The organism is Bradyrhizobium sp. SZCCHNS3016 (assembly GCF_032484535.1).
Classification (GTDB): Bacteria; Pseudomonadota; Alphaproteobacteria; order Rhizobiales; family Xanthobacteraceae; genus Bradyrhizobium.
In genome coordinates this window covers 175384-197514 of sequence record NZ_JAUETE010000004.1, presented here as the reverse complement: position 1 = coordinate 197514, position 22131 = coordinate 175384, and the positions used below count along the sequence as shown (strand labels likewise).

The following is a 22131-nucleotide window of genomic DNA, read 5'->3' as shown; positions in this document are numbered from 1 at the left end:
GGGGTGTGTGGATGAGCAAATCGATTCTTGTCGTTGACGACGAGGAGATCGTTCGCAGCTCGATCAGACAATGGCTGGAGCTGGGCGGCTTCGAAGCGCGCACAGCCCGAAATGCTGACGAGGCGCTGTCGATGCTTCAGGCCGAGCTGCCTGACGTGGTACTGACCGACTTCCGGATGCCGCATCGATCCGGCATCGAACTCATGCGCGACGTGCAGCGAATCGATCCCGACATTCCGGTCGTCCTGCTCACTGCTCACGGCGACGTTGCACTCGCGGTTGCGGCCATGCGCGAGGGCGTCTACGATTTTTTGCAGAAGCCTGCCAACCCAGACCATATGTCTGCCGTGCTGGCGCGGGCGGCAGAACAATCAGGATTGAAGCGTCAACTCAGGCAACTCACCAGCCGGCTCGGCGCCGAAGGTGAGCTGGAGCGACGTCTCCTGGGGACATCGCCCGCGATGGCGGGGCTGCGAAAGTCCGTTGGCGAGCTCGCCGAGCACGACCGGGATGTGATTCTCTTCGGCGAGAGCGGCACGGGAAAGGAGGTCGTCGCTCGCGCACTGCATGACCTCGGTCCGCGGGCACGAGCTCCATTCGTTGCGGTAAATTGCGCGGCTGTACCCGCCGAGCTGTTCGAGAGCGAGCTGCTGGGTCACGAGGCGGGCGCGTTCACTGGTGCACGCGGGGCTCGCATCGGGAAGTTCGAACATGCCAGCGGCGGAACTCTCCTGCTCGATGAAATTGAAAGCATGCCACACGCGTTCCAGGTCAAGATCCTACGCGTTCTGCAGGAGCGCGTGGTCGAGCGGGTGGGATCGAACCGGCTGATCCCGGTCGACGTCCGTGTGATCGCGGCCGCCAAAGCCGATCTCGCCGCGGACAGCCGCAGCGGTCGCTTTCGGGCCGATCTCTACTTCCGCCTGGCAGCGGCTGAGATCCGTCTCCCGCCGTTGCGCGAACGGGGCAACGACGTGCTGCTGCTATTCCAGCATTTTGCCGGGGAAGCTGCCCGGCGCAGCGGCCGTGACCTGACGCCACTCGGAGCCGAGGATTTCGATGCATTGCTGACCCATGACTGGCCTGGCAATGTTCGAGAACTGAAGAACGTGGCGGAACGCTACGCGCTCGGCTTGGCCGCAACGGGTCGCCGCGTCGCGGAAATTCTGCGGCGAGCCCAGGGAGCGGGCGCAAGGCGCTCGCTCTCTGAGCGTGTCGCAGCTTATGAGCGCATGCTGATCGAGGCGTCTTTGCTGGAGCACAACTGGTCGGTTGTGGCGGCTATGGAAAGTCTCGGCGTGCCACGGCGGACGCTCAACGAAAAAATGGCAAGGTACGGCTTGCTGCGACCCAGCCGAACCTCCTGCTAGGCACGAGGCGGATTCCCGCTCACGCTCCGACGCGAATCGGCGGAATTCCGCTTAGTGCGGCGAGCCCGTTTCACGCGAGGCGCATGCAACCATCTGAAATGGCTTTGTTTGGCGGCGCGATCGGCGGCCGCCGACGGCTGGCACGCGGGTTGCTCAGACATGAGCACGATTGGCCTTAGAGCCTAAGAAAACGTGCACTCGGAGGACGCCATGAAGTTTGAGCGAGCTATCAGCCCCACCCTCGTTGCGGCCGCCGATGAAGCACGCCGTGACGGCCTTGGGATGGGTAGCCGCTTGCGCGCGATCTTCGTCGGCTCGATCGGAAATCTGGTGGAATGGTATGACTTCTACGCCTATGCCGCGTTTGCGTTGTATTTCGCCAAATCGTTCTTTCCTGAGGGCGACGAGGTCGTGCAGCAGTTGAATGCTGCGCTGCTGTTTGCCGCCGGCTTTCTTGTCCGCCCACTCGGAGGCTGGCTATTCGGCCATTTTGCAGATCATCATGGCCGCCGCAATACCTTGACCTTGTCGGTCTTGATGATGTGCTTCGGCTCGCTGATCATCGCCGTGACGCCCACCTATGCGTCAATCGGCTTTGCAGCCCCGGTCCTGCTTGGTTTCGCGCGGATCGTTCAGGGAATCAGCCTAGGCGGTGAATATGGCGCCAGCGCAACTTACCTGAGCGAGGTCGCGGACGAAAAGAACCGCGGATTCTATTCAAGCTTCCAATATGTGACGTTGATTGGCGGCCAGCTCTGCGCGATCGTCGTTCTGCTGGTCCTGCAGAAGGTGCTTCTGACGGAGGAGCAGCTTCGTGGATGGGGCTGGCGTATTCCGTTCGTCATCGGCGCACTGCTGGCCGTCGTGGCCGCCGTTATGCGCCGCAACCTGCACGAAACGGATGTATTCACCCGCGCGAAGTCGGCAAGACAGGGGAGTTCGCTGCGCGCGCTGGGTCAGTTCCGACGTGAAGTCTTGCTTGTTGTTGGACTAACAATGGGGGGGACTGCGGCCTTCTACACCTATACCACCTACATGCAGAAATACCTGAAGCTCTCCGTCAAGCTGACCGATGATCAAACGACCATGGTCACGGCCTGTAGCCTGATCTTCGCAATGGTGCTGCAGCCGCTCTATGGCGCCCTTTCCGATCGCATCGGACGCAAATGGCTGTTGATCGGGTTCGGACTGGGCGGAACTCTGTTCACGATTCCGCTTCTGAACACGCTGCAGAGAGTCCACGATCCGTTCACCGCGTTCCTCCTGATCGCGGCGGCGTGGTTGATCGTATCCGGCTATACCTCGATCAATGCGGTGGTCAAGGCCGAACTGTTCCCAACTGCAATTCGAGCAACGGGCGTAGCGCTGCCATATGCATTGACCGTTTCGATCTTCGGCGGCACGGCAGAGTCGATCGCGCTTTGGTTCAAGTCGATCGGTCACGAAAGCTGGTTCTATTTCTACCTCACCGGCTGCATTGCGACCTCTCTTGTCGTCTATCTCGCCATGCGCGACACCCGGCGGCACTCGGCGATCGATCGTGAGCAGAAAGCGCGATGAGCGACGCGTCGCATGAGCGCGCGACGCGCCGCGCAGCCTTCGGCTCAAGCCCGCCGGATCAGCAATCCTCGCGCAGCAGGTATCGATATGGACAGCGAATTCAATCGAGTCGATGTTGCCTACGCCCGAATCAAGGAATTGGTCACACATTACGAGTTGACGTCGGAGTCGAAGATCATTTTGCCAGGCGAGCACCTGCGCATCGACGAGCTTGCTGACTATGTCAGGGCGAGCGCGACACCGGTGAGACAAGCTCTCGAGCGTCTTCATGGCGAGGGGCTGATTGATATCGTTCCGAAGCGAGGCTTCTTCTCGAGGGTTCCGGATGCAGCGGAGCTGCAGGACCTCTATGAGTTTGCTCGGCTGGTGCTCGCGTACAATCTCAGGAAGGCTTTGGAGCCATCGTCGGCCGTACGCTTTGGCCGAAGCGCGATGAGAATGGCGGCGCTTCCGCCCGCGAATTCGGCAAGGAATTGCGCCAAGCATTATGCTGCCGCCATCGAGGGTGTGTTCGAGCAGATCGCGCAGATATCGAGGAACGAGGAGATGCTGCGAATGATAAAAAACTTCAACGACCGCAGCCGGTATATTCGATGCCTCGTCATCTCCCAAGACGCCGATCCGGACTCCGAGCTCCGTGACTGTCTTGATATCGCGGACGGCGTCCGCAGCCAGAACGCCGCGCGCGCGTGCGCACGCCTGGAAGCCCACATGCACCGAACGATTGCAAATCTGCCAGAATTGATACGGGAGGCCAGATCGCGCTGGGCCATTGCTGCCGCTGCAGGCTGAACCATCCCACCTGGCGGTCTCGCACTCACGGCGCCCGCGAAGTTCGACGGTCGATCGTTGCCATCGATCGCGCTGGTGGGTCGTTTGGCCGACCGCAAGGAGCCACTCCTGATAGTTGCGCTCGAACCGTTCACGGTCGGCGAGCAGCGGCCGCCGTTTTCCTCGAGCAAGGTAAGCCCCCGGCGACGGCCGCCTTGCGTCGGAGCATCTGTTCGTGTTCCGCGGCCGCAGCGGCAGCCTGATCAAGGTGCTGTGGCACGACGGCCAAGGCATGTGCCTGTTCGCCAAGCGGCTGGAGCGCGGCCGATTCATCTGGCCACAGCCGGTGGACGGAGCGGTGACGATCACGCCGGCACAGCTCGGCGACCTGCTCGAAGGCGTCGACTGGCGGCATCCGCAGCGGACGTGGCGGCCGGAAGCTGTTGGTTGAGGACTGAACGTGACGGGGGTGATGCACGCAGGACGGAGCTGTGATTCCGTCTCCTGTGATGATCACAGCCGATTCGCTCCCCGATGATGTCGCGACGCTGAAGGCGCTGGTTCTGGCCGGCCAGGCGGCGCTCACCGAGGCGACGGCAGCTCAGCTCGCGGCGGAAGCCAAGGCGCGCAATCTCGAAGCCGAGATCCGTGCCCGGGCGCTGCTGATCGAGCAGATGAAGTTCACGATCGCCAAGCTCAAGCACGAGCAGTATGGGCCATCGTCGGAGCGGGCGTCGGTGCTCGAGCAGCTCGAGCTCGAACTCGCCGATCTCGAAGAGGATGCAGCCGAGGCCGAGGCGGCTGCGCAGATGGCAGCCGAGCGGGCCAAGGCCGAGAAGGTCGATGTACGTCCGTTCGAGCGGCGTCGCCCGGCACGGCGGCCGCTGCCCGACCACTTGCCGCGCGAGCGCATCGTGCATCCTGCACCGGCCAATTGCCAGTGCTGCGGCGGAGACAAGTTGCGCAAGATCGGCGAGGACGTGACCGAGACGCTGGAGCTCGTGCCACGGCAGTGGAAGGTGATCCAGCATGTCCGGGAGAAGTTCTCCTGCCGCGCCTGCGAGGCGATCACGCAGCCGCCGGCGCCGTTCCATCCGATCTCGCGCGGACGCGCGGGACCGCGCCTGTTGGCGCACATCCTGTTCGCCAAATACGGGCTGCACCGCGCTGCTCCCGGCCTTCCGGCCGATGACCTTGACGTGAAGATGATAGATCGCCATCGCGATCAGATCACTGGCACAGCAAAGCGCACGTCGGAACGACGTATAAGCGCGCCCTCCCTCGAAAAATTCTCGGGCGGGACTATCCCGTCTCAGGCTGTCCCGGCAGCCTTACAGCATTGTGCATGCTGCTCAGCTATCATCGCTTCATCGACAGCTTGGGAGGATATGATGTGCAAGCCACGGGACTTTGACGCGAAACTGAAAGTACTCGAAGACAAGGCGCGCGGACTGAAAACCCGCAAAGTGCGCCAGCTCGGCGAATTGGTAATCGCCACCGGCGCTGACATGCTCAGCGCTGGAGAATTGGCCGGCGCGCTGATTGTGCTGGCCGAGACGAAAGAGGCCGGAAAGAGGGAAGCATGGGCCAAGCGCGGGGCCGCGTTCTTTCAAAACCGGGCGCGGCGAACTGCGCCAGCAACTGACCGCAATACGGACAGCTCTCCTGCACAACCGAGCGGCGCGCAATCGGCATCAGGCCGCAAGGGCGCGGCATGACATGCGCAAATGGCAGGTCGAGCGCCGCAAGCGAACGCGACATCTGATCGAGCTGGGCGGCCTCGTCGTGAAAGCCGGTCTCGTGGATCTAATTGGAGACGACCGCGCCATCATCCTTGGCGCGTTGCTCTGGCTGGCCGGCAAGCTCAAGAGCGATCAAGGCGAACAGGCGCGGGCGCTATGGTCGGCAAAGGGGGAAGCAAGCGTTCGAGGCAGGATTCGGGGACCCACAGTCAGACCGATCGCATGGGTCCGGCGCTTTGTTGGTGCGCGACGATGCATGTTAGCCATTTGTGCGCAGTGACGCCGGGGCACGCGACGGGCTCGGGAGGCCGAGGTTGCAAGGATTGGTTGCTTGAGAACCCCGAGGCTTGCACATTTCGTCTGTAGATTTAACGACGACGCCGGTGCGCAATTTAAGAGAGATGCCAAGCTGGATCCTGCTTGAAAGGAGCGCGGGTTTTCGAAGCCAAACCCGTCCGACAGAAGTTTTCCAATGGTTGGAATCAGCTCCCTCCATCGAGGCTCGAAGGCCCATGAGATTGGCCCGCAGGAAGGATCGGCGGTTGAACTAGTGATGGTGCTGCTCGGGTTGTCCAACGTGTTTCGGGTTGTCCAACGTGTTGTTAGCGCCGCTTATTGCCGCCTGCTTGCGAATTTCTTGAAGGGGGGAATGGCTCATCCAATTCGAGTGCCGGCGCCCCCCATTGCTCACAGCGGATAGAGCCGAGCGTGGGCAACTTAGACAGAGGCAGTTCGCGAAATGGCTCGTCATGGAATGCCTGCTCGGATAGACTATTCCGTCAAAATCGAACTTGGTGCGCCCCCTTTAGGGCGAGGCGTCGGCGTGCCTCGTCCGGCGTCGCAATGTCGTAGCCCAGTTCTTCGAGCAGCCGCCGGATCTTCGCGACCTGGTCTGCATTGGATTTGGCGAGCTCGCCGCGGCCGATATTGAGGCTGTCCTCGAGCCCGACCCGAACGTTGCCGCCCATCAGCGCGTTGTGCACGCACATCGGCATCTGGTGGCGGCCCGCTGCCAGCACCGACCATTCGAGGTCGGCGCCAAACAGCCGCTGCGCGGTCCGCAACATCAGGAGCAGGTTGTCGATCTCGGCGCCGACCCCGCCCAGGATCCCGAGAATGAACTGCAGGAACAGCGGTCCGTCATAAAGCTTCTGGTCGAGCATGTATGCCAGATTGTAAATATGGCCGATGTCGTAGCATTCGAACTCGAACCGCGCGCCATGCCCCTGGCCGAGCCGCTTCATGATGGTCTCAATGTTGTGGAATGAGTTCTCGAAATACGAGCGCTTGCCTCCTTCCAGGAAAGGCTTCTCCCAGTCGAAGCGATAGTTCTCGATGCGCCGCGCGCCGGCGAACAGCCCGTTGTTGATCGAGCCCATGTTGAGTGAGGTCATCTCCGGGCTTGCCCGCTCCGCCGCGGCGAGCCGCTCGTCGAGGCTCATTCCCGGGCCGCCGCCGGTCGTAATGTTGAGCACTGCGCCGGTCTGCTGCTTGATGCGGGGCAGGAACTGCATGAACACGTCGGGATCGGCGGTCGGCCGGCCGTCCTTCGAATCGCGCGCGTGCAGGTGGATGATCGAGGCGCCGGCCTCCGCCGCCGCGACCGATTCCTTGACGATCTCGTCGGGCGTGATCGGCAGGTACGGCGACATCGAGGGGGTATGCAGCGATCCCGTGATCGCACATGTAATGATCACGCTGTTGCGCGCCATGCTGGGGTCCTTTCCTGGAGTTTGATCGATGTCGGGATCAGCCTGCCGTGAGCACGATGGCGCCCAGTGCGACCGAGCTGTCGGCTAGTACGGCGTCAACCGCCGCCGATCCGGATTCAGTGTGCTCGATCCACACGCGGTAGGGGCCAGAGCCGGGTTCCAGCCGATCGAACTTGAAATCGCCGAACGCGTCGGTGGTCGTCGTTTCGACCGCCGTGCCGCCCCTCTCCAGCGTGACGGTTGCGCCCTCGACACAGTCGGCGAGGTCGCCGGTCTTTGCGAACACGCTGCCGGTGATGAAGTGCTTGGTCACGCGGTACAGGTTGCGATAGTGCACGCGCGGACCGGCCCCGAGCTCAGGCTGGAGTACATCGAGTTGCTCGGTCCGCGTGCGGGCCGCGATCTCGGCGTCGTCGATCTTAAGTGCGGTGATCGCGCCGGTCGGACAGGCCTGCTGACAGCGCGGCTCCTTCCAGCCCTGATCGAGCAGATGGGCGTCGAAGATCCAGTTCTGCGGCAACTGCAGCTCGGCGTTCCAGATCACCGCTCCGTAGGGGCAGGCGGCGACGATGTCGCGACGGCCCTTCGCCTTCACCGGATCGATCACGACGATCCCGTCGTCGCGTCGCCGGATCGCGTCGGGCGCGGCCTTGATGCAGGGAGCGTCGGCGCAGTGGTTGCACATTCGTGGCAGGTAGGCGGCGTCGACCTGGGCGCCCGATCCGCGCACGGTGCGTTCAACGCGCACTACGCCCAGGCCGCGCGCGGGGTGCGGGGCGCTGTAGCCGGGAAAGTCGTTGCCGACATACTCGTCCTTGGCGGCGAGCTGACAGTTGCCGCAGTTTTCGCACAGGGCGACGTCGATGATGAGATGCCACTTGCTCATGTCAGGCGTAACCTCCGGTCCATCTTTCGACCTCGACCAGGCAGGAATTCGGCGCCATGCTGCTGGTGCCCCGCATTTGCGAACGGCTTGGCGTCAGCACGTTCATGCAGCCGCCGAAATCGATGGTCTCGCCGTTGATGACGCGCGGCCGGTATTCGGCGCTCGACTCGAAGGATTTCACCACGCCTGTCGCCATCATCGGCGCGACATCAGCGGCGCAGATCACGGCGCCACGGTCGTTGAAGACCTTGACGAGGTCGCGATGCGCGATGTTGCGCTCGGCGGCATCCTCAGGACTCATGCGAAGAAGCCAATAGTACTGTCCATCAATCTCGGCGCGATGGTCTGCGAGGTCGTTGGTGAAACTTCCCTTACCGTCCACGTTGGTGTGAAAACTGTAACGCGAGTGGGTCGCGATCATCTGCAGCGGGAATCTCGCGATGCGCTCGGCAGTGCGTGGACCTTCCCAGGCCGGGATGTACTTGTTGACAATTGGCCGCTCCGGATTGTTCGGATCAGTGCGCTTGAGAATCTCCGGAACGAACTCGATCTTGCCGCTCGGCGTCGGCAGACCTTTGCCAAATTCTTCCGCCCACTGAGAGGGCAACGGCATCGCCTCGGGAATGTCCTTGTAACGGCCTTCTGCGAACCAGCGCATGTTGACCGGCTCGCGCAACGCCTCTTTCTCTGGCGGAACGACGAAGTAGCCCTTCTTGACGAAGTCTCTCCAAGAGATGTGCCGCGCCACATCCGAGGACTTGAAGACGCGCTTGCACCAATCGAGCTCGCTGCAACCTTCCGTGAACATGGAGCCGAGACCGAGGCGGTTAAGTATCTCTGTGAAGATACGGTAGTCCGATTTCGATTCGCCTCGCGGCTCGATGCATTTGTGCTGGAGCGCGATGACCCGATGATTGAGGGCGTTGAAGCCGTGCGGCAGATAGCCACCCGCGGAACCCCATTCGCCGATGTCGAAGCGCTCGAACGAGGTGCAAGCCGGCAGAATGATGTCGGCGAACTGGACCTCACCTTCATCGAAGATCGACTGATTGACCACGAACTCGACGCTGTCGTGACGATACGCCTCAGCCATCCGGCCCGAATTGGACATGGTGCTGAAGTAGGATCCTCCGTAACGATAGATCATATGCATGCGCGAGTAGCCGGGCATCGGGTAGGTGAATTCCGCGAACTGGCTCTCGTTCGCGGAGCCGTCCCACAGATAACCAGACGCATGGCCCTCGATGATCGCGTCAGGAAATTGCTGGCGCGGCACCAGCTGACGGACCGGGTTCATAGTCAGCACGTGCGGCATGCGTTGGTAGTTGTTGACAGCGTTGGCGTTCCACTGAAGCTCGCCGGAAATGCCGCCGTCGGCGTAGCCCGGGAAATAGAAGCTGAGATCAACCGGCGTGCCGGCTCCGAGGTTTCCCATGTTGATGCCCGGCTTGCCCCAGCCCCGCATCGCCATCATCATGATCATCGCACGCGCCCATTGCGCGCCGGTGGCGCCGCGGCAGGCACCACCGAAGCCGCTGCCCGAGGTGCCGGGCGATAGATAGGTCTTCTTGCACGCCCACTTGCGCGCCAGCGCGCGGACATCCTTCGCTGGAATCCCTGTCTCGGACTCCTGCCATTCGGGCGTCTTAGCGACGCCGTCGCTCGTGCCTAGCAGGTAGTCGCGCCATTCGTCGAAGCCAGTGGTGCAGCGTGCGACGTAGTCCTTGTCGTAGAGATCTTCCTTGATCCAGACGTACATGATGGCGAGCGCGAGCGCCGCGTCGGTAGCCGGGCGAATCGGAAACCACTTACCGCCGAGCAGCTGGGCAGTGGCATTGAAATGCGGATCGATATGGACGAACTCGATGCCGAGCTTTTTCGCCCACAGGCGGCGCTGGGTGCCCTCGAAACCCATATAGGCGCAGTTGGTGCTCTCCGGGTCGCTGGACCAGAAGACAATCAGTTCGGCTTCCTTGAGGCAGTCCTCAACTGTACCGTAATTGCCAGCGACACCGACGCGCATCGAATTGCCGTAGTGGTGCTGAGCGCCCCAATACCAGCCCTCCCAACTGTCCGGGTTGGCGGCCATTCGCGTGAAGCCGATCATGTTGCCGAAGCGCATCAGCGCGCTGAGGTAGTAGCCGACATTGCCCCATTGGTGGTGCGACGACATCGGGATCACGATCGAGCCCGGACCGTGGACGCGCTTCTGTCTGACAATCTCTTTTGCGACGATCTCAAGGGCCTCGTCCCAACTGATGCGCTCGTAACCGGAGGTGCCGCGGTTCTGAGGATTGCGCGCGCCGTCGGGGTCGAAATCGACACGCTTCATCGGGTAGAGCAGGCGCTTGTCCGAGTAGACGATTGACTTCATGCTCAGCGCATGCGGCGCCACCGTGGCGCGCCGCAGCGGAGTGAAGCTTCTGCCGCGCGCCTTGATCGTCCAGCTCGGCGGATCGCCATTGTCGAAATCGATCGGAGTGGTGCGGACGATGCGGCCGCCGCGGACATAGACAAACAGCGGACCGCCATTGGTCAGCGTCGTCATCCGCACAGTGCCGTCCCTTTGTGGCGTGCCGAACTGCAGGCTCTGCGCATTCATGAGGTTGACGAGCTGGGTGAACCACACCTGCAGTTCGCTCGGTCCGGTCATCACCACCTTGAAGTTCTTGGCGCAGTGAACGACCTCCGCCATGTCCGGCTCGGGCTTGAGAAAGGCGAGCGCGGTCTCGATATCCTTGAAGGCGATGACGACGTCCGGGGCCGCGTGAATGCCCGCGCGCGAGCTCAGCCGGCCCGTAGAGAATGTGTAATAGCGGCCGATGGAGTCATCCATCAGCTTGACCTGGACTACGCAGGAGTGGCGCGCCATTTCCCGGGCGAAGGCGGGCTTCTTTGCCGCCCTGCGCAGCAGCGGCACGAGACCGAACAGGATTGCGCGTAGGATCAAGGGTTTCACAGGCTGCCTCCAGCGGCGCCTGGCGTTTGGCAGGAGTGACTCATCGGCGTGCCTCCGTCGCCACGCGATCGTTCTCTTCGTCGCGCGCCCGAACTTTATCGATTTAGTTCTTAAATTATCATCTATATCGATATTGTTGGGGTGGCAACCCTGTTCTTAGCTTCTGCCACCACCGCTGGACCGCGCTTTCGCCGCACCGAGATCGATCAGATTGGTCATCTCGGTCTTGTGGCTCTCGGTCGACATGACGGCGATCGCGATTTCGGCGGTTCGCGTAAAATGGGCATTGAGCAGCTCGACCGCCCTTATCGTGTCACGCGAGACCACGGCGTCCATAATTGCCAGATGTTCCGCCGCGACGTCGCGCGGAATGTCGCTCGGGCGCACGGAGAGGTGTCGCGCCCGGTCGGACAGATCGAACAGGGTTTCGTGTAAGTCGCGAATCCAATGCGAGGGGCAGGCAGCAATCAGCGCGAAGTGAAAGCGCCGGTGCAGCGTCTTCCATTCCTTCGTGGGGCCGCTGACCTCCTCATGGCAGCGGCGAAGCCGGTGGTGAGCAAGGACAATTTCCTCCTCCCAGCCGGTGTCGCCATGGGCGATCGCTTCGCGGACGGCAATCTCGGTAATCCAGCAGCGTGTGCGCGCGAGTTCTGTCAGCTGGTCCGGAGTAATAACCGTAACACGGAAGCCGCGCTGTTCGACCTGCTCGACGAGGTGCAGCGCCATGAGGCGGTTCAGCGCCTCACGCAACGGGCTGGCGCCCACCTTGTAACGCTCGCGCAGAGCTTCAATTCGCAATTTTTCACCCGGCGATATCGTGCCCTCAAGGATGTCGGAGCGCAGTCGCTCGAACACCGATGTGGTCAGAGTTGCTTGCACGCTTCCGTCCAACTGGCGTGACGATGGCCGTCCCATGGGGTGTCTTCTCTCGTTGTGTGGCACAATCCAGATTTTATCGATTTACTAGCCCTATTGGCTTGAACGGTCAAATAGGCCGGGCGCCGAGGAATTCTCGGTAACACGCCTAGGGAATGCGGAGAAACAACAAATAGCCCTTACTTCGGAATGATATAGCCCAGCAAGGGTGGTCCATTCTCGCTGCGCCGCACCAACCACGGCTCTCCTGATGGAACTTTTTTATCGCCGTTGTAGTGACAAGGTCGTTTTTATCGATTAAATGTCGAAGCTGGTGCCATCCACCGAGGGAGAAACAGCGTGATTTCCGTGCAGGGTATTCTTTACGCACGTTACCAAGTCCCTGATCTCGAGGCTGCCGCGGCCTTCTTTAGCGACTACGGCCTCTTACCTTCATCGCGCACCGACGACGCGCTCTATATGCGTGGTTACGGACCGGGCCATCACATCTATATCGCCGAGCGCGGCCCCGAGGCGCGCAGCATCGGCTTCGCGCTTGCTGCAAACTCAGCCGCCGATCTCGGTAGATTGTCCGCTGAAACCGGGGCTCCGATCGAGCTCATCAACGAGCCTGGCGGCGGCAAGCGCGTCGTTCTTATCGATCCGTCCGGCTTCCGCGTCGAGGTGGTGCATGGCATCGAAGAGGTTGCGCCCGTAGCGACCCGCAGGGTTCAGGCGCTGAACCTTGGCGGCCAGCACCTGCGTCTCAATGAGACCGTACGGCCAGCGGCCGGTCCTGCGCATGTAATGCGACTCGGGCACGTCGCGCTTCACGTCGCTGATCTTGGCGCGTCAATCGACTTCTATTCGCGCCTGCTCGGCATGAAGGTGGCTGACACCTACTACATTGGAGATGAGTCCAACCGAATGGCCGCATTCATGCGCTGCGGCCTCGGTCAGCAATTTACCAACCATCACACCGTGGCCATGGTGCAGCTGCCAAAGCCTGGCTTCGACCACATCTCTTTCGAGGTGCTCGACTGGGACGATCTGATGCTCGGCCACGACCACATGCGTCGGGCGGGAAAGTATCGACACAGCTGGGGCATAGGCCGGCACGTCGACGGATCCAACCTGTTCGACTATTGGCGCGACCCCTTCGGCGCCAAGGTCGAACACTACGCGGACGGCGACATCATCAACGACGACTACAAGTCGTCCCACAGCCGCTTTGATCCGTCCGATCCGAACCGGCAGTTGTCGGTGTGGGCTCCGCCGATGGGCCCCGACTTTATGTCCTGAAACGCGAAGCCAACAAGACGGGTGCAGTAGTGAAGATTGCGAATTTCGAGTACGATGGACGAGCGAGGCTCGGCAAGATCCTGGGCGACACGGTTGTCGACCTCTCGGCCGCGGCGCCAGAATTGCCGAAGTTGCTCGTGGAGATCCTGCGGCTTGGCGCACCTGCGATGGACAAGATTGCGGAGGTGCAGCCGGTCGCGGGCGCAGTACTCCCGCTCGGCTCGGTAAGGCTGCTCGCGCCGATCCCCAATCCGTCAAAATATCTAGCCATCGGCATGAACTATCATGACCATGCTGAGGAGGCCCGTAAGGCCGGCATTCCGATTCCACAAACGCAAGTGTGGTTCAACAAGCAAGTGTCCTGCATCGTCGGCCCCTACGACAACGTCGTTCGACCGAACGTGTCGGAGCGACTCGACTACGAGGCCGAACTTGGTGTTGTGATCGGCAAGCGTTGCCGTCACGTCAAGGCGGCCGATGCACGGTCGGTGATCGCCGGCTATCTCGTCACTAACGACGTTACCGTTCGGGACTGGCAGCAACGCTCGCCGACCTGGACCCTTGGCAAGTCCTTCGACACGCATGGGCCGATCGGGCCGTGGCTGACGACAGCTGACGATGTGCCAGATCCCCACGCCTTGCGGATGCGGCTGTTCGTCAACGGCGAACTGCGCCAGGACACGCTGACCGGCGGAATGATCTACAACATCTTTCAGCAGATCGAGCATCTCACCACTGTGATGACGCTGGAGCCGGGAGACATTCTTGCGACCGGCACCTGCTCTGGGGTGGGTATTGCGCTGAAACCGCCGAGTTTCCTCAACCCAGGCGACGTTGTGCGCGTCGAGATCGACGGGTTGGGCAACATCGAAAATCGCGTGGTGCCAGATGGTGACCCCGCGGCTAGAGCCGAGCCAGGGGGTTGAGCTAGACGGAGACGCGGCACAGGCATCAATAAAATCAGAAACAAAACAGGGGGGATAACATGTCAAAGGTCAATTCGAGGGGCGCCAAGATTTCCCTGGTGACGGGACACATGGCGGGGATGATCGATCAGCCGGCGCTGCCGATCTGGGTCGGCATCCTAATCTCGGGGTTTGCTTTTGAGCCGGCGCAAGCGGGCGGGCTTGCGACCTTGTTCCTGGCCGGCGTGGTGACTTCCAGCGTGGCGCTGTCGCCGTTCTTTCATCGCCTGCCCGGCCGCTGGATGCCCGCACTTGGCTTCGGCATCAGCGCGCTTTCGTTCTACGCCATGATCGGATCCAACGATTTTGCTCCGCTGGCGGCCGGCCATTTTGTTGCGGGGTTCGCCACCGGTCTGGCGCTCTCATTCACCCACGGTACCATGGGCCGCACCAGCAACCCACACCGCATCTTTGCCATGGGCGGTGTGATGCTCGGAATTTTCGCCGTGCTCTTTCTGGGAGGTGCGCCAACGCTAATCGCCAAATTCGGTTCGCCGACCATCTTCAAGATCTTCGCAGCGGTCATGGGGGTCGCCTGCGTGTCGGCAGCCCTGCTGTTTCCCTCCGTCTCGGCCAACGAGGACGTGGTCGAAGATAGCGCCGGGTTCACCAAGCCGGTGTGGTTCGCCATCACCGGCATCATGTTGATGGCGCTCGTGCAAGCGATGATCTTTTCGTTTCTCGAGCGGATGGGGGCTGACCGGGGCCTGGCGCCCGAACAGATCCAGGGCGTCCTCGTCGTCATGGGCTTGATCGCGATTACGCCAACCCTGCTCGCAGCGTTCTTGGAAAAGAAGATCTCGCCGATTGCGGTTGGTATCGGTGGCGCGCTGGCGCAAGGCCTCATCGCCATCACCATCTCTTGCTCGACAGGTTTCCTGCCATATGCCGCCGCGGTGGCATTTCCCTTCGCGATGTTGTTCACCCACACCTTTATCTTCGGTCACTTGGCACGGATCGAGCCAACGGGGCGCGCGGTCGCCGCGACGCCGGCTATGATCATGTCGGGGTCGGCAATTGCGCCGCTGCTCGGAGGCGTCCTTGTGCAAACCGTGGGCTATCCAGCGCTCGGAATAGCGGCACTGGTGCTCGATCTGCTCGCTCTTGGTCTTTACGCATCATCCCGCCAATCGGCGCATGCCTTGCGAACGGTCGGGCAGCCGAGCCCCGCAAGTTGAGGCTTAGGAATACGATTTCCTCGTGGAGCAGCGGATGGCCAGACCCGCAGCGCGAAGAGGCGATGCGAGTGAACGCGCGGTCTCCAGCTCGTTAGCGCCTGGAGCCGCTGGAGACGACAAACGTCGCTGTTCCACACGGTCGGGTATCGAACGAATGCGCTGCATGGCTCGGAATACGCGTTCGTCCAATGTCATGAGCAGAGAGAAGCACCAGGCCGTATCGCGAGGCGTCAATCCGGCCGGGCCGCTGCTTCCGCCACCCGACGCCAACGATGAATACGGCCAGATACTGCAGAATCGAGAGAGGATTGCTCGACTGCTGCGCCTGTTTTCGTCGCCCCGCAAGCGGAAGGGACTGAGGCCCGAGGAATTGCTCATCTTCTTTGCGATCGGATATCTCGGAATCAGAATATCGAATTGCACAGTCCAGATAATTCCTATCGGGATGGTCGAGGTCGCCGCGCTCTTGGGCATTCCAAAGGAAAGCGTGCGCCGGAAGGTCATGCGGCTGGTGGAGCTGGACTACGTAATCACAACGCCAAAGGGCGTGTTCGTCAAAGACGTTCGCGTTTGGTGTCAGATGCTCGGGCATGCAATCATATGATGCATTCCCCTGGCGGAGCAAGAGACCAGGGTTTGTCGTGTGAGATCCGCCGGGAGAGGCGGGCGAGGCCCAAACTCTGTAAGATTTCCCAATCGTACGCATAGCCGCGCCGCGACCAACGCAGCGCGCTGGTCGTGTTGGCGCATCTTTCTGCTGCGTTTCATACGACAACGTCATTGTCGCGCCAGCTTTCTCGAGGTCGCCGATTGCCAGTGTCGCTTTTTTGACACTTCCGGCGAGATTTCCCTGATCCAAACCCAAAATGGGTCAACCGAACCACATCCAAAGCTCTCTCCGGCGTGAACTCATCGCGCTCAAATCCAGCCGTCTCACTCGGCGCTTGATCGAGAGAGGAGCGAACTACGTGAGCGGTCGACGCGGGGGTGCACGGCACCGTGCCAAATTCGATCTCCAATGTGTCTGCCGTGCGCCGCTCGATTTCGACGGCTCAATCATCGTGAAGGGGGAAACTCAATGTCTGTGAAATCATTTGCCACAGCGCTGCTGTCGCTTTCAGAAATGTTCGCAGCGACTATAGCGCTTGCGGCCGACCTGCCGGTTAAAGCGCCAGCAGTGGCGCCAGCCGCAGAGATGCCGTTCTTCTTCGTGAACGACAATCGTTTGACGTACGCGTACGAATTCACGGCGGCCGAGCCTGGGCTTGCGAACAAGACCGCGAAGCAAACCTATGCATTCACTCACTTCGACGTTTGGGCATACGGAACAAATCTGGCCAACCTCGTGCTGACCAAGTCGGACCGTGCTGATCCGGCTTCTCCATGTCCTGTTTTTCAGCCGTCAGGGTGTGCCGGGGCGACGGAATTTTTTGGCCTCATCCGAAGCACCTTCGGCTTTAACCAGATCTTCAACACGAAGGCGTTTACCGTCGGTCCTCTCCGCAACATATCGTTTGAGGTCGGAGCTGAAGGCCAGACAAAGAACGAATTCCTGGCACCCAGCAAGAGAGCCCTCGTGGCCGGTCTGCAGTTCGCATTCGACCTGCCCTACAAGGGCTTCATCGACATCGCTCCACTGGTCTACAAAGAGTGGAACCACAATGCGTTTCTAACCTCAGCGTTCGTAGCGCCGGTGGCCCCCGGGATTCCGGATGGAAATCTGGAATTCCGGCCGACCTGGGCAGTCGAAGTGAATTACTACATGGATCTCGGCTTTCTTCCGGAGAACCTGCAGTACTTCGCCATTAGCGGTCGGGCTGGTTGGTATGGAGCGAGAGGCACGGGTACCACGACGGCACAGGTGCCTCTGGCGATTCAGCCGCCGACCGCTGTCGAGCTCAATAGCGAGCCGATTCGCCTGACGTTCGACGCGAGCAAGGCGATCTGGGGAGCGAAGTATTCTCACTTCGCCGACGTTTGGGTCGCATATCGTTTTTGGCAGAACAAATATGGCCTCGATCACAATGTGGCCCCTGCCTGCACCGCGCCGGCAACAAACCGTAGCTGCACGGAATCGTCCCTGTACTCAGGCATCACGGTCAAGTTCTAACTGAACCCTCCATGACTGAGATCGCCGACGAGCACGAACTCCCGTATCGGGTCAAGGCTTGTCCAGATCCATTTTCGGCCATGCTCGGGGGATCTCGCTCTTTCAGGTGTCCAAAGTTCTGCTCGATGCTGCGGGCAGCATCGAGCAGCGCAATGAAGTGAAACGCACACGGATCAAAGGGGAGCTCGGAATTCACGCGACCCCAACCTGCGCAATGTCGTTGGGGACGGCGGTGCACCGGGTGACTTGTTAGGAAGGAGAACGAGGGGCTCGCCCCGCATGTTCATCATGATGAACAAGGAGCGCCTCTACACGGGAATTCAGGGCCTAGCCGTCGCCGAACGGTCGGTGCCAGCAAGCGCTTGCCTTGGCGAACATGCGGCCGCCAGGGCGCGGGAGGCGCTTCGTAGGTCTGTCCGATTATCGAGCCTAACCAGAACTTCCGCACCCGCAGACTGATGTCCGATGTTGATCCATGGCCGTTCGAGGACCAGGTTCGCCATTCAAGCAGATCATGTCCGAAGATGGGCGCACACCGTTACCAGCACCCATCGCTGGTGGTGAAATCGCCGTCGGCTTTCTGCGGCGTACGAAAGAACTCTTAAGGGGTGGCGCACCCGACACGATTCGAACGTGTGGCCTTCGCCTTCGGAGGGCGACGCTCTATCCAGCTGAGCTACGGGTGCCTGCCTGCTTACGCAGTGCTTACGCGGAAACTTCGCGGCTGTGAAGCGATCCGCGCGGATTTCTTAAGTCACTGAGATCAAAGTCTCTTTTCAGTCTCACGCTCCCGGAAAACAGCCTGACATCTGCCTTCGGAGGGCAACGCTCTATCCAGCTGAGCTACGGGTGCGTACGGCAAATCGTTTAGCCGATTGCCCCGGCGACGGCAACGGCCTTGGATGCTCCCGGACCGGGCGGACGGCCGCTCGCGCCGCGAGGTACGCGGGCAGTTCGGCGGGGGTGCGCGGCCGGCCCGCTCCCGCCGACCGCCTTACGCCGGCACGATGGTCTTGCCGATCGGCCACAAGGCGAGCCCGGCGAGCTTCAGATGAGCCCAGGCGAAGGGCAGGCCGATGATGCTCACCGCGAGCACGATTGCGGTCAGGAGGTGGCCGAGTGCCAGCCACCAGCCGGCCAGCACGAACCAGATGATGTTGCCGAGCAGACCGAGAACGCCGGTTCCGACGTCCTCCATGCCGGTGAGCTCGTCGCGGCGGACCGCGCGCGAGCCGAACGGCAGCAGCGTATAGGCGGCGATGTTGAAGGCGGCGCGGGACCAGGGCAGGCCGACGATCGTGATTGCCATCACGACCGCGGCGACCAGCCAGCCGAACGCCATGTAGGCGCCGCCGCACAGGATCCAGAGGATGTTCAGAAGCATGGAAACCGGCTGCATGACGACCTGCCAACTCCGTTGTTGCAGCTCCGGATATAGGAACGCCGCGCCAAGGCCGGTAGCGGGCCGGTCGTCGAAATCTGCGTGGCCTCGCGCCGCAGCCTCGGCCGGGACGGCCGGGCGTGGACAGTGCCGGCGGAGCCGGCTCAGCCGGCGACCTGCAGGCCCCCTGCCGCCGCCTCCAGGGCAAACAGCTTGCGCAGCTCGGCCGCCGGCTTCGGTGCGCTGAACAGATAGCCCTGCATCTCGGTGCAGCCGAGTTGGCGCAGCGCCGTCTGCTGCGCCCCGGTCTCGACGCCTTCGGCCGTGGTCGTCATGTTGCTGGCGGCGGCGATGCTCACCACCGCCTGGACGATCGCCGACGAGCTGCCGGCGCCGATGTCGCTGACGAAGCAGCGGTCGATCTTGATCTTGTCGAACGGGAACCGCTTCAGATAGCTCAGCGACGAATAGCCGGTGCCGAAATCGTCGAGCGCGATGCGCACGCCCATGTCGTGCAACTGGTGCAGGATGCCGAGCGCGGCGTCGTCGTCGCTGATCAGCACCGCCTCAGTGATCTCGACCTCGAGCCGTTCGGGCGCAAGGCCGGCCGCCGACAGCGCGCCTGCGATCCGCAGCGCCAGGGTCGGCGATTTGAGCTGCACGGGCGAGACGTTCACGGCGATGCGGATGTCGGCGGGCCAATGCGCGGCCTCGGCGCAGGCGGTGCGTAACACCCAGTCGCCGATCTCGTTGATGAGCCCGGTGTCCTCGGCGAGCGGAATGAAGTCGAGCGGCGGCACCATCCCTCGCTCCGGATGACGCCAGCGCAACAGCGCCTCGCAGCCGGTCATGACGTTCTCGCTGAAGCCGAGCAGCGGCTGGTAGTGCAGCTCGAACTGGCCTTCCGTGATCGCCCGGCGCAGGTCCTGCTGCAACTGCAGCCGCGCGCGCGCGTTTTCATCCATCGCCGGCTCGAAGAAACGGAAAGTGCGGCGGCCGCCGGCCTTGGCGGCATACATTGCGAGGTCGGCATTCTTGGTCAGCTGGTCGCGCTCGACGCCGTCCTGGGGCGCCAGCGCGATGCCGATGCTGGCGTCGGTCGACAATTGGTGGCCCAGGCATTTATAGGGCTCGCGGATCGCGTCGAGGATCTCCTTCACGGCCACGATGACCTCGTCCCGGTCCGCAACGGTGGTCAGCAGCACCGCGAATTCATCGCCGCCGAGCCGGGCCACCATATCCTCCGGCGCGAGACAGCTTTCGATGCGGCGCGCGATCGTCTTCAACAGTTCGTCGCCGACATGATGGCCGAGCGAATCGTTGATGCCCTTGAACTCGTCGACATCGATGTAGAGCAGCGCGAAGAAGGTGCCGTGGCGCACGCGTTCCAGTTCCTCGTCGATGCGCTCCTGGAACAGCACGCGGTTCGGCAGCTCGGTCAACGCATCGAAATGTGCGAGATGGGCGATCTTCTCGTCGGCCAGCCGCCGCTCCGTGGTGTCCTCGATCACGTTGATCAGATAGCGCGGCCGCTGCGCATCATCCGCGACGGCGATGCGCCGCGATGTGATGTAGCGCAAGCCCAGCCCCGGACTCTGCCAGGGATGTTCGGCGAGAAACAGCCCGTCCGACTGCTCCAGAGCCCGGTCGTCGTCCGCCGTCACCTTTTCCGCGACCGGTCGCGGCAGCAGGTCGAACGCCGTTTTGCCGACGATCTCGTCGCGCGGCACGCCGAAGCGCTGCTCGGTCGACTGGTTGACCAGCACGTAGCGGCGGTCGCGGACGTCCTTGACCATGATGTGTGACGGGATGTGGTCGATGATCTCGCGCAGGAATGCGTAGTTGCGGTCGCGCTCCTGCTCGATCCTGCGATGCTCGCTGATGTCCTCGACCGTCGTGACCCATCCGCCCGACGCGAGCGGCTTGTCGATGATGTTGAAGAAGCGTCCGGCGCCGCCCTCCGCGATCATCTGCGACGTGCCGCCTGCCGCGGCTCTGTCGATGATGTCGGCGCAGAAGTCGGTCACGTCGCCGTTGAAGGATCCGCGCGCCTTGCAGTGCGCGATGACCTCGCTGAGGTGGGCGCCGGGCCTGATCACGTCTCTGGACAAACCGAGCAGGTCGATGAAGCGCTGATTGAACATCACGACGCATGCGTTCGCGTCGAACGAGATCAGCCCCTGCGTCATGTTGTCCAGCGCAGTCTCGACCCGTTGCTTCTCGGTCTCCAGTTGACGCGTTGCCGCACGCCCCTGTCGCACGATCTGCCGGATCATCAGGCTGAACGTCAGGGCGATGACCGCGATCGCAAGCATCGCCGCACCCACGAGCAGCACCATCTGCGATCGCCAGTCCGCGAGCGCATCGTCGACTAGCCTATTGGCCGAGATGACGAGCGGGAAGCGCCCGATCCTGGAGGCCGACGCGATCTTCTCCAGGTTGTCGACGGAGCTCGTGAGCAGGGTCGTGCGCAGGTCACTCTCGGCGACCCCCTTCAGCAGCTCGTCGTTCCCGATCCTGGCGCCCATCAGGGATTCGGCGTGCGGGTAGCGCGCCAGCACGGCGCCGTCGGAATGGACCAGCATGATCGACGAGCCCTTCCCGAGAGCCATCGATTCCAGGAACGTCTCGTAGGTGTGCGGATCCACCCGGCGGGTCAGGAGGCCGAGGAATTCCCCGTTCGGGCCGTTCAGGCGATGCGCGACGATGGTCGCCCAGCCGCCGGTGACGCGGCTCATGACCGGCAGGATCACGAAGCTGTCCGGCCGCGATGCCGATTGCAGGTCCTTGAAGTAGGAGCGGTCCGCGACGTTGATGGCCGGCAGCGGGTCGTTGGACGACCAGTTCACGAAATTGCCGTCGACGTCGATGATCGTGAGGTCTCCCATATAGGACAGGCCACTGACCTGAGAGCGCAGCATCTCGCTGATCTCGGGTTTTGCCATCTCGGTCCGGAATGCCTCCGGCGAACCAATCGACGCGAGCTGCATGCGGCGGATCGCATGCGACACCGCGGTCTCGGCATCTTCGAACTGCTGCGCGAAATGCCGGCTCAACAGCAGCACGGTATTTTCGAGCTCGCGCTCGTTGTTGGCGATCGCACGTGTCCGAAAGCCGCTGGCCATGACGATCGTCCCGATGACGATCGCTGCGATCAGAAGCGCGCCGCACGCGATCAGCCATGGCACCGGACCGCGCCAGAGGGACGTGCCAATCCGTTCCGGCTCGCTACCGCCGGTCCCTGACGTGTCTGCTGCGCCCTGCATGCCTTGATCGACCCGGGAGGAAATGACTTGTTGCAAGCAAGCTTGATAACAAAGCACTGGTGCCGGACTGGTTA

Annotated in this window: 17 protein-coding genes and 1 tRNA gene; 11 read left to right on the top strand and 7 right to left on the bottom strand. The window is 62.0% G+C overall.

What is annotated here, in order from left to right; genetic code table 11:
- Window positions 1-11: 11 nt before the first annotated feature.
- The 6 genes from QW881_RS10815 (at window position 12) to QW881_RS10785 (ending at window position 5723) form a co-directional block, all read left to right on the top strand.
- Complete coding sequence (locus tag QW881_RS10815; RefSeq protein ID WP_315756808.1) at window positions 12-1370, top strand: sigma-54 dependent transcriptional regulator; 1359 nt, start codon at window positions 12-14, stop codon at window positions 1368-1370.
- Between the two features lie 282 nt (window positions 1371-1652).
- Window positions 1653-2930 carry an MFS transporter gene (locus QW881_RS10810; protein WP_315756944.1) on the top strand — a complete coding sequence of 426 codons (1278 nt, stop codon included), beginning with the start codon at window positions 1653-1655 and terminating at the stop codon, window positions 2928-2930.
- A gap of 12 nt (window positions 2931-2942) precedes the next feature.
- Entirely contained in the window at window positions 2943-3722 is a 780-nt protein-coding gene (locus tag QW881_RS10805; RefSeq protein WP_315756809.1) for a GntR family transcriptional regulator, read from the top strand.
- A 208-nt stretch (window positions 3723-3930) separates the two neighbouring features.
- Window positions 3931-4152, top strand: a complete 222-nt coding sequence (gene tnpB / locus QW881_RS10800) for an IS66 family insertion sequence element accessory protein TnpB (protein ID WP_409998996.1) — start codon at window positions 3931-3933, stop codon at window positions 4150-4152.
- Window positions 4153-4210: 58 nt separating this feature from the next.
- Window positions 4211-5419, top strand: coding sequence for an IS66 family transposase zinc-finger binding domain-containing protein (locus QW881_RS32580; protein ID WP_409998992.1), 1209 nt, complete (start codon window positions 4211-4213; stop codon window positions 5417-5419).
- 1 nt (window position 5420) lies between these two features.
- Window positions 5421-5723 (top strand): conjugal transfer protein TraD, encoded by a 303-nt coding sequence (locus QW881_RS10785; RefSeq protein ID WP_315756810.1) that lies wholly within the window; start codon window positions 5421-5423, stop codon window positions 5721-5723.
- 499 nt (window positions 5724-6222) lie between these two features.
- Here QW881_RS10785 and QW881_RS10780 read toward each other — a convergent pair whose 3' ends face one another.
- From QW881_RS10780 to QW881_RS10760, 4 genes are all read right to left on the bottom strand, one after another.
- Window positions 6223-7155 carry a 3-keto-5-aminohexanoate cleavage protein gene (locus QW881_RS10780; RefSeq protein ID WP_315756811.1) on the bottom strand — a complete coding sequence of 311 codons (933 nt, stop codon included), beginning with the start codon at window positions 7153-7155 and terminating at the stop codon, window positions 6223-6225.
- 37 nt (window positions 7156-7192) lie between these two features.
- Entirely contained in the window at window positions 7193-8041 is an 849-nt protein-coding gene (locus QW881_RS10775; RefSeq protein ID WP_315756812.1) for a 4Fe-4S dicluster domain-containing protein, read from the bottom strand.
- Between the two features lies 1 nt (window position 8042).
- A complete protein-coding gene (locus tag QW881_RS10770; RefSeq protein WP_410052044.1) occupies window positions 8043-10961 on the bottom strand; it encodes a molybdopterin-dependent oxidoreductase in 2919 nt (972 codons plus the stop codon).
- A 195-nt stretch (window positions 10962-11156) separates the two neighbouring features.
- Entirely contained in the window at window positions 11157-11879 is a 723-nt protein-coding gene (locus QW881_RS10760) for a GntR family transcriptional regulator (RefSeq protein ID WP_315756815.1), read from the bottom strand.
- A gap of 336 nt (window positions 11880-12215) precedes the next feature.
- On the opposite strand from QW881_RS10760, the gene QW881_RS10755 reads away from it, so the two are divergent.
- From QW881_RS10755 to QW881_RS10735, 5 genes are all read left to right on the top strand, one after another.
- Window positions 12216-13157, top strand: coding sequence for a VOC family protein (locus tag QW881_RS10755; RefSeq protein ID WP_315756816.1), 942 nt, complete (start codon window positions 12216-12218; stop codon window positions 13155-13157).
- A complete protein-coding gene (locus tag QW881_RS10750; protein WP_316158636.1) occupies window positions 13121-14083 on the top strand; it encodes a fumarylacetoacetate hydrolase family protein in 963 nt (320 codons plus the stop codon). The genes QW881_RS10755 and QW881_RS10750 overlap by 37 nt, the downstream gene beginning before the upstream one ends.
- A 59-nt stretch (window positions 14084-14142) precedes the next feature.
- Window positions 14143-15300, top strand: coding sequence for an MFS transporter (locus QW881_RS10745; protein WP_315756818.1), 1158 nt, complete (start codon window positions 14143-14145; stop codon window positions 15298-15300).
- Window positions 15301-15463: 163 nt separating this feature from the next.
- The gene (locus tag QW881_RS10740) at window positions 15464-15904 is read left to right on the top strand and encodes a hypothetical protein (protein WP_315756819.1); all 441 of its coding nucleotides are present in this window, start codon (window positions 15464-15466) and stop codon (window positions 15902-15904) included.
- A 474-nt stretch (window positions 15905-16378) separates the two neighbouring features.
- Window positions 16379-17410, top strand: a complete 1032-nt coding sequence (locus QW881_RS10735) for a hypothetical protein (RefSeq protein WP_315756820.1) — start codon at window positions 16379-16381, stop codon at window positions 17408-17410.
- A 609-nt stretch (window positions 17411-18019) separates the two neighbouring features.
- Here QW881_RS10735 and QW881_RS10730 read toward each other — a convergent pair.
- From QW881_RS10730 to QW881_RS10720, 3 genes are all read right to left on the bottom strand, one after another.
- A tRNA-Arg gene (locus tag QW881_RS10730) sits at window positions 18020-18096 on the bottom strand.
- 308 nt (window positions 18097-18404) lie between these two features.
- On the bottom strand, window positions 18405-18809 hold the full coding sequence (locus tag QW881_RS10725; RefSeq protein ID WP_315756821.1) for a YccF domain-containing protein: 405 nt from the start codon (window positions 18807-18809) through the stop codon (window positions 18405-18407).
- Window positions 18810-18955: 146 nt separating this feature from the next.
- Complete coding sequence (locus QW881_RS10720; protein ID WP_315756822.1) at window positions 18956-22057, bottom strand: EAL domain-containing protein; 3102 nt, start codon at window positions 22055-22057, stop codon at window positions 18956-18958.
- Window positions 22058-22131 lie beyond the last annotated feature (74 nt).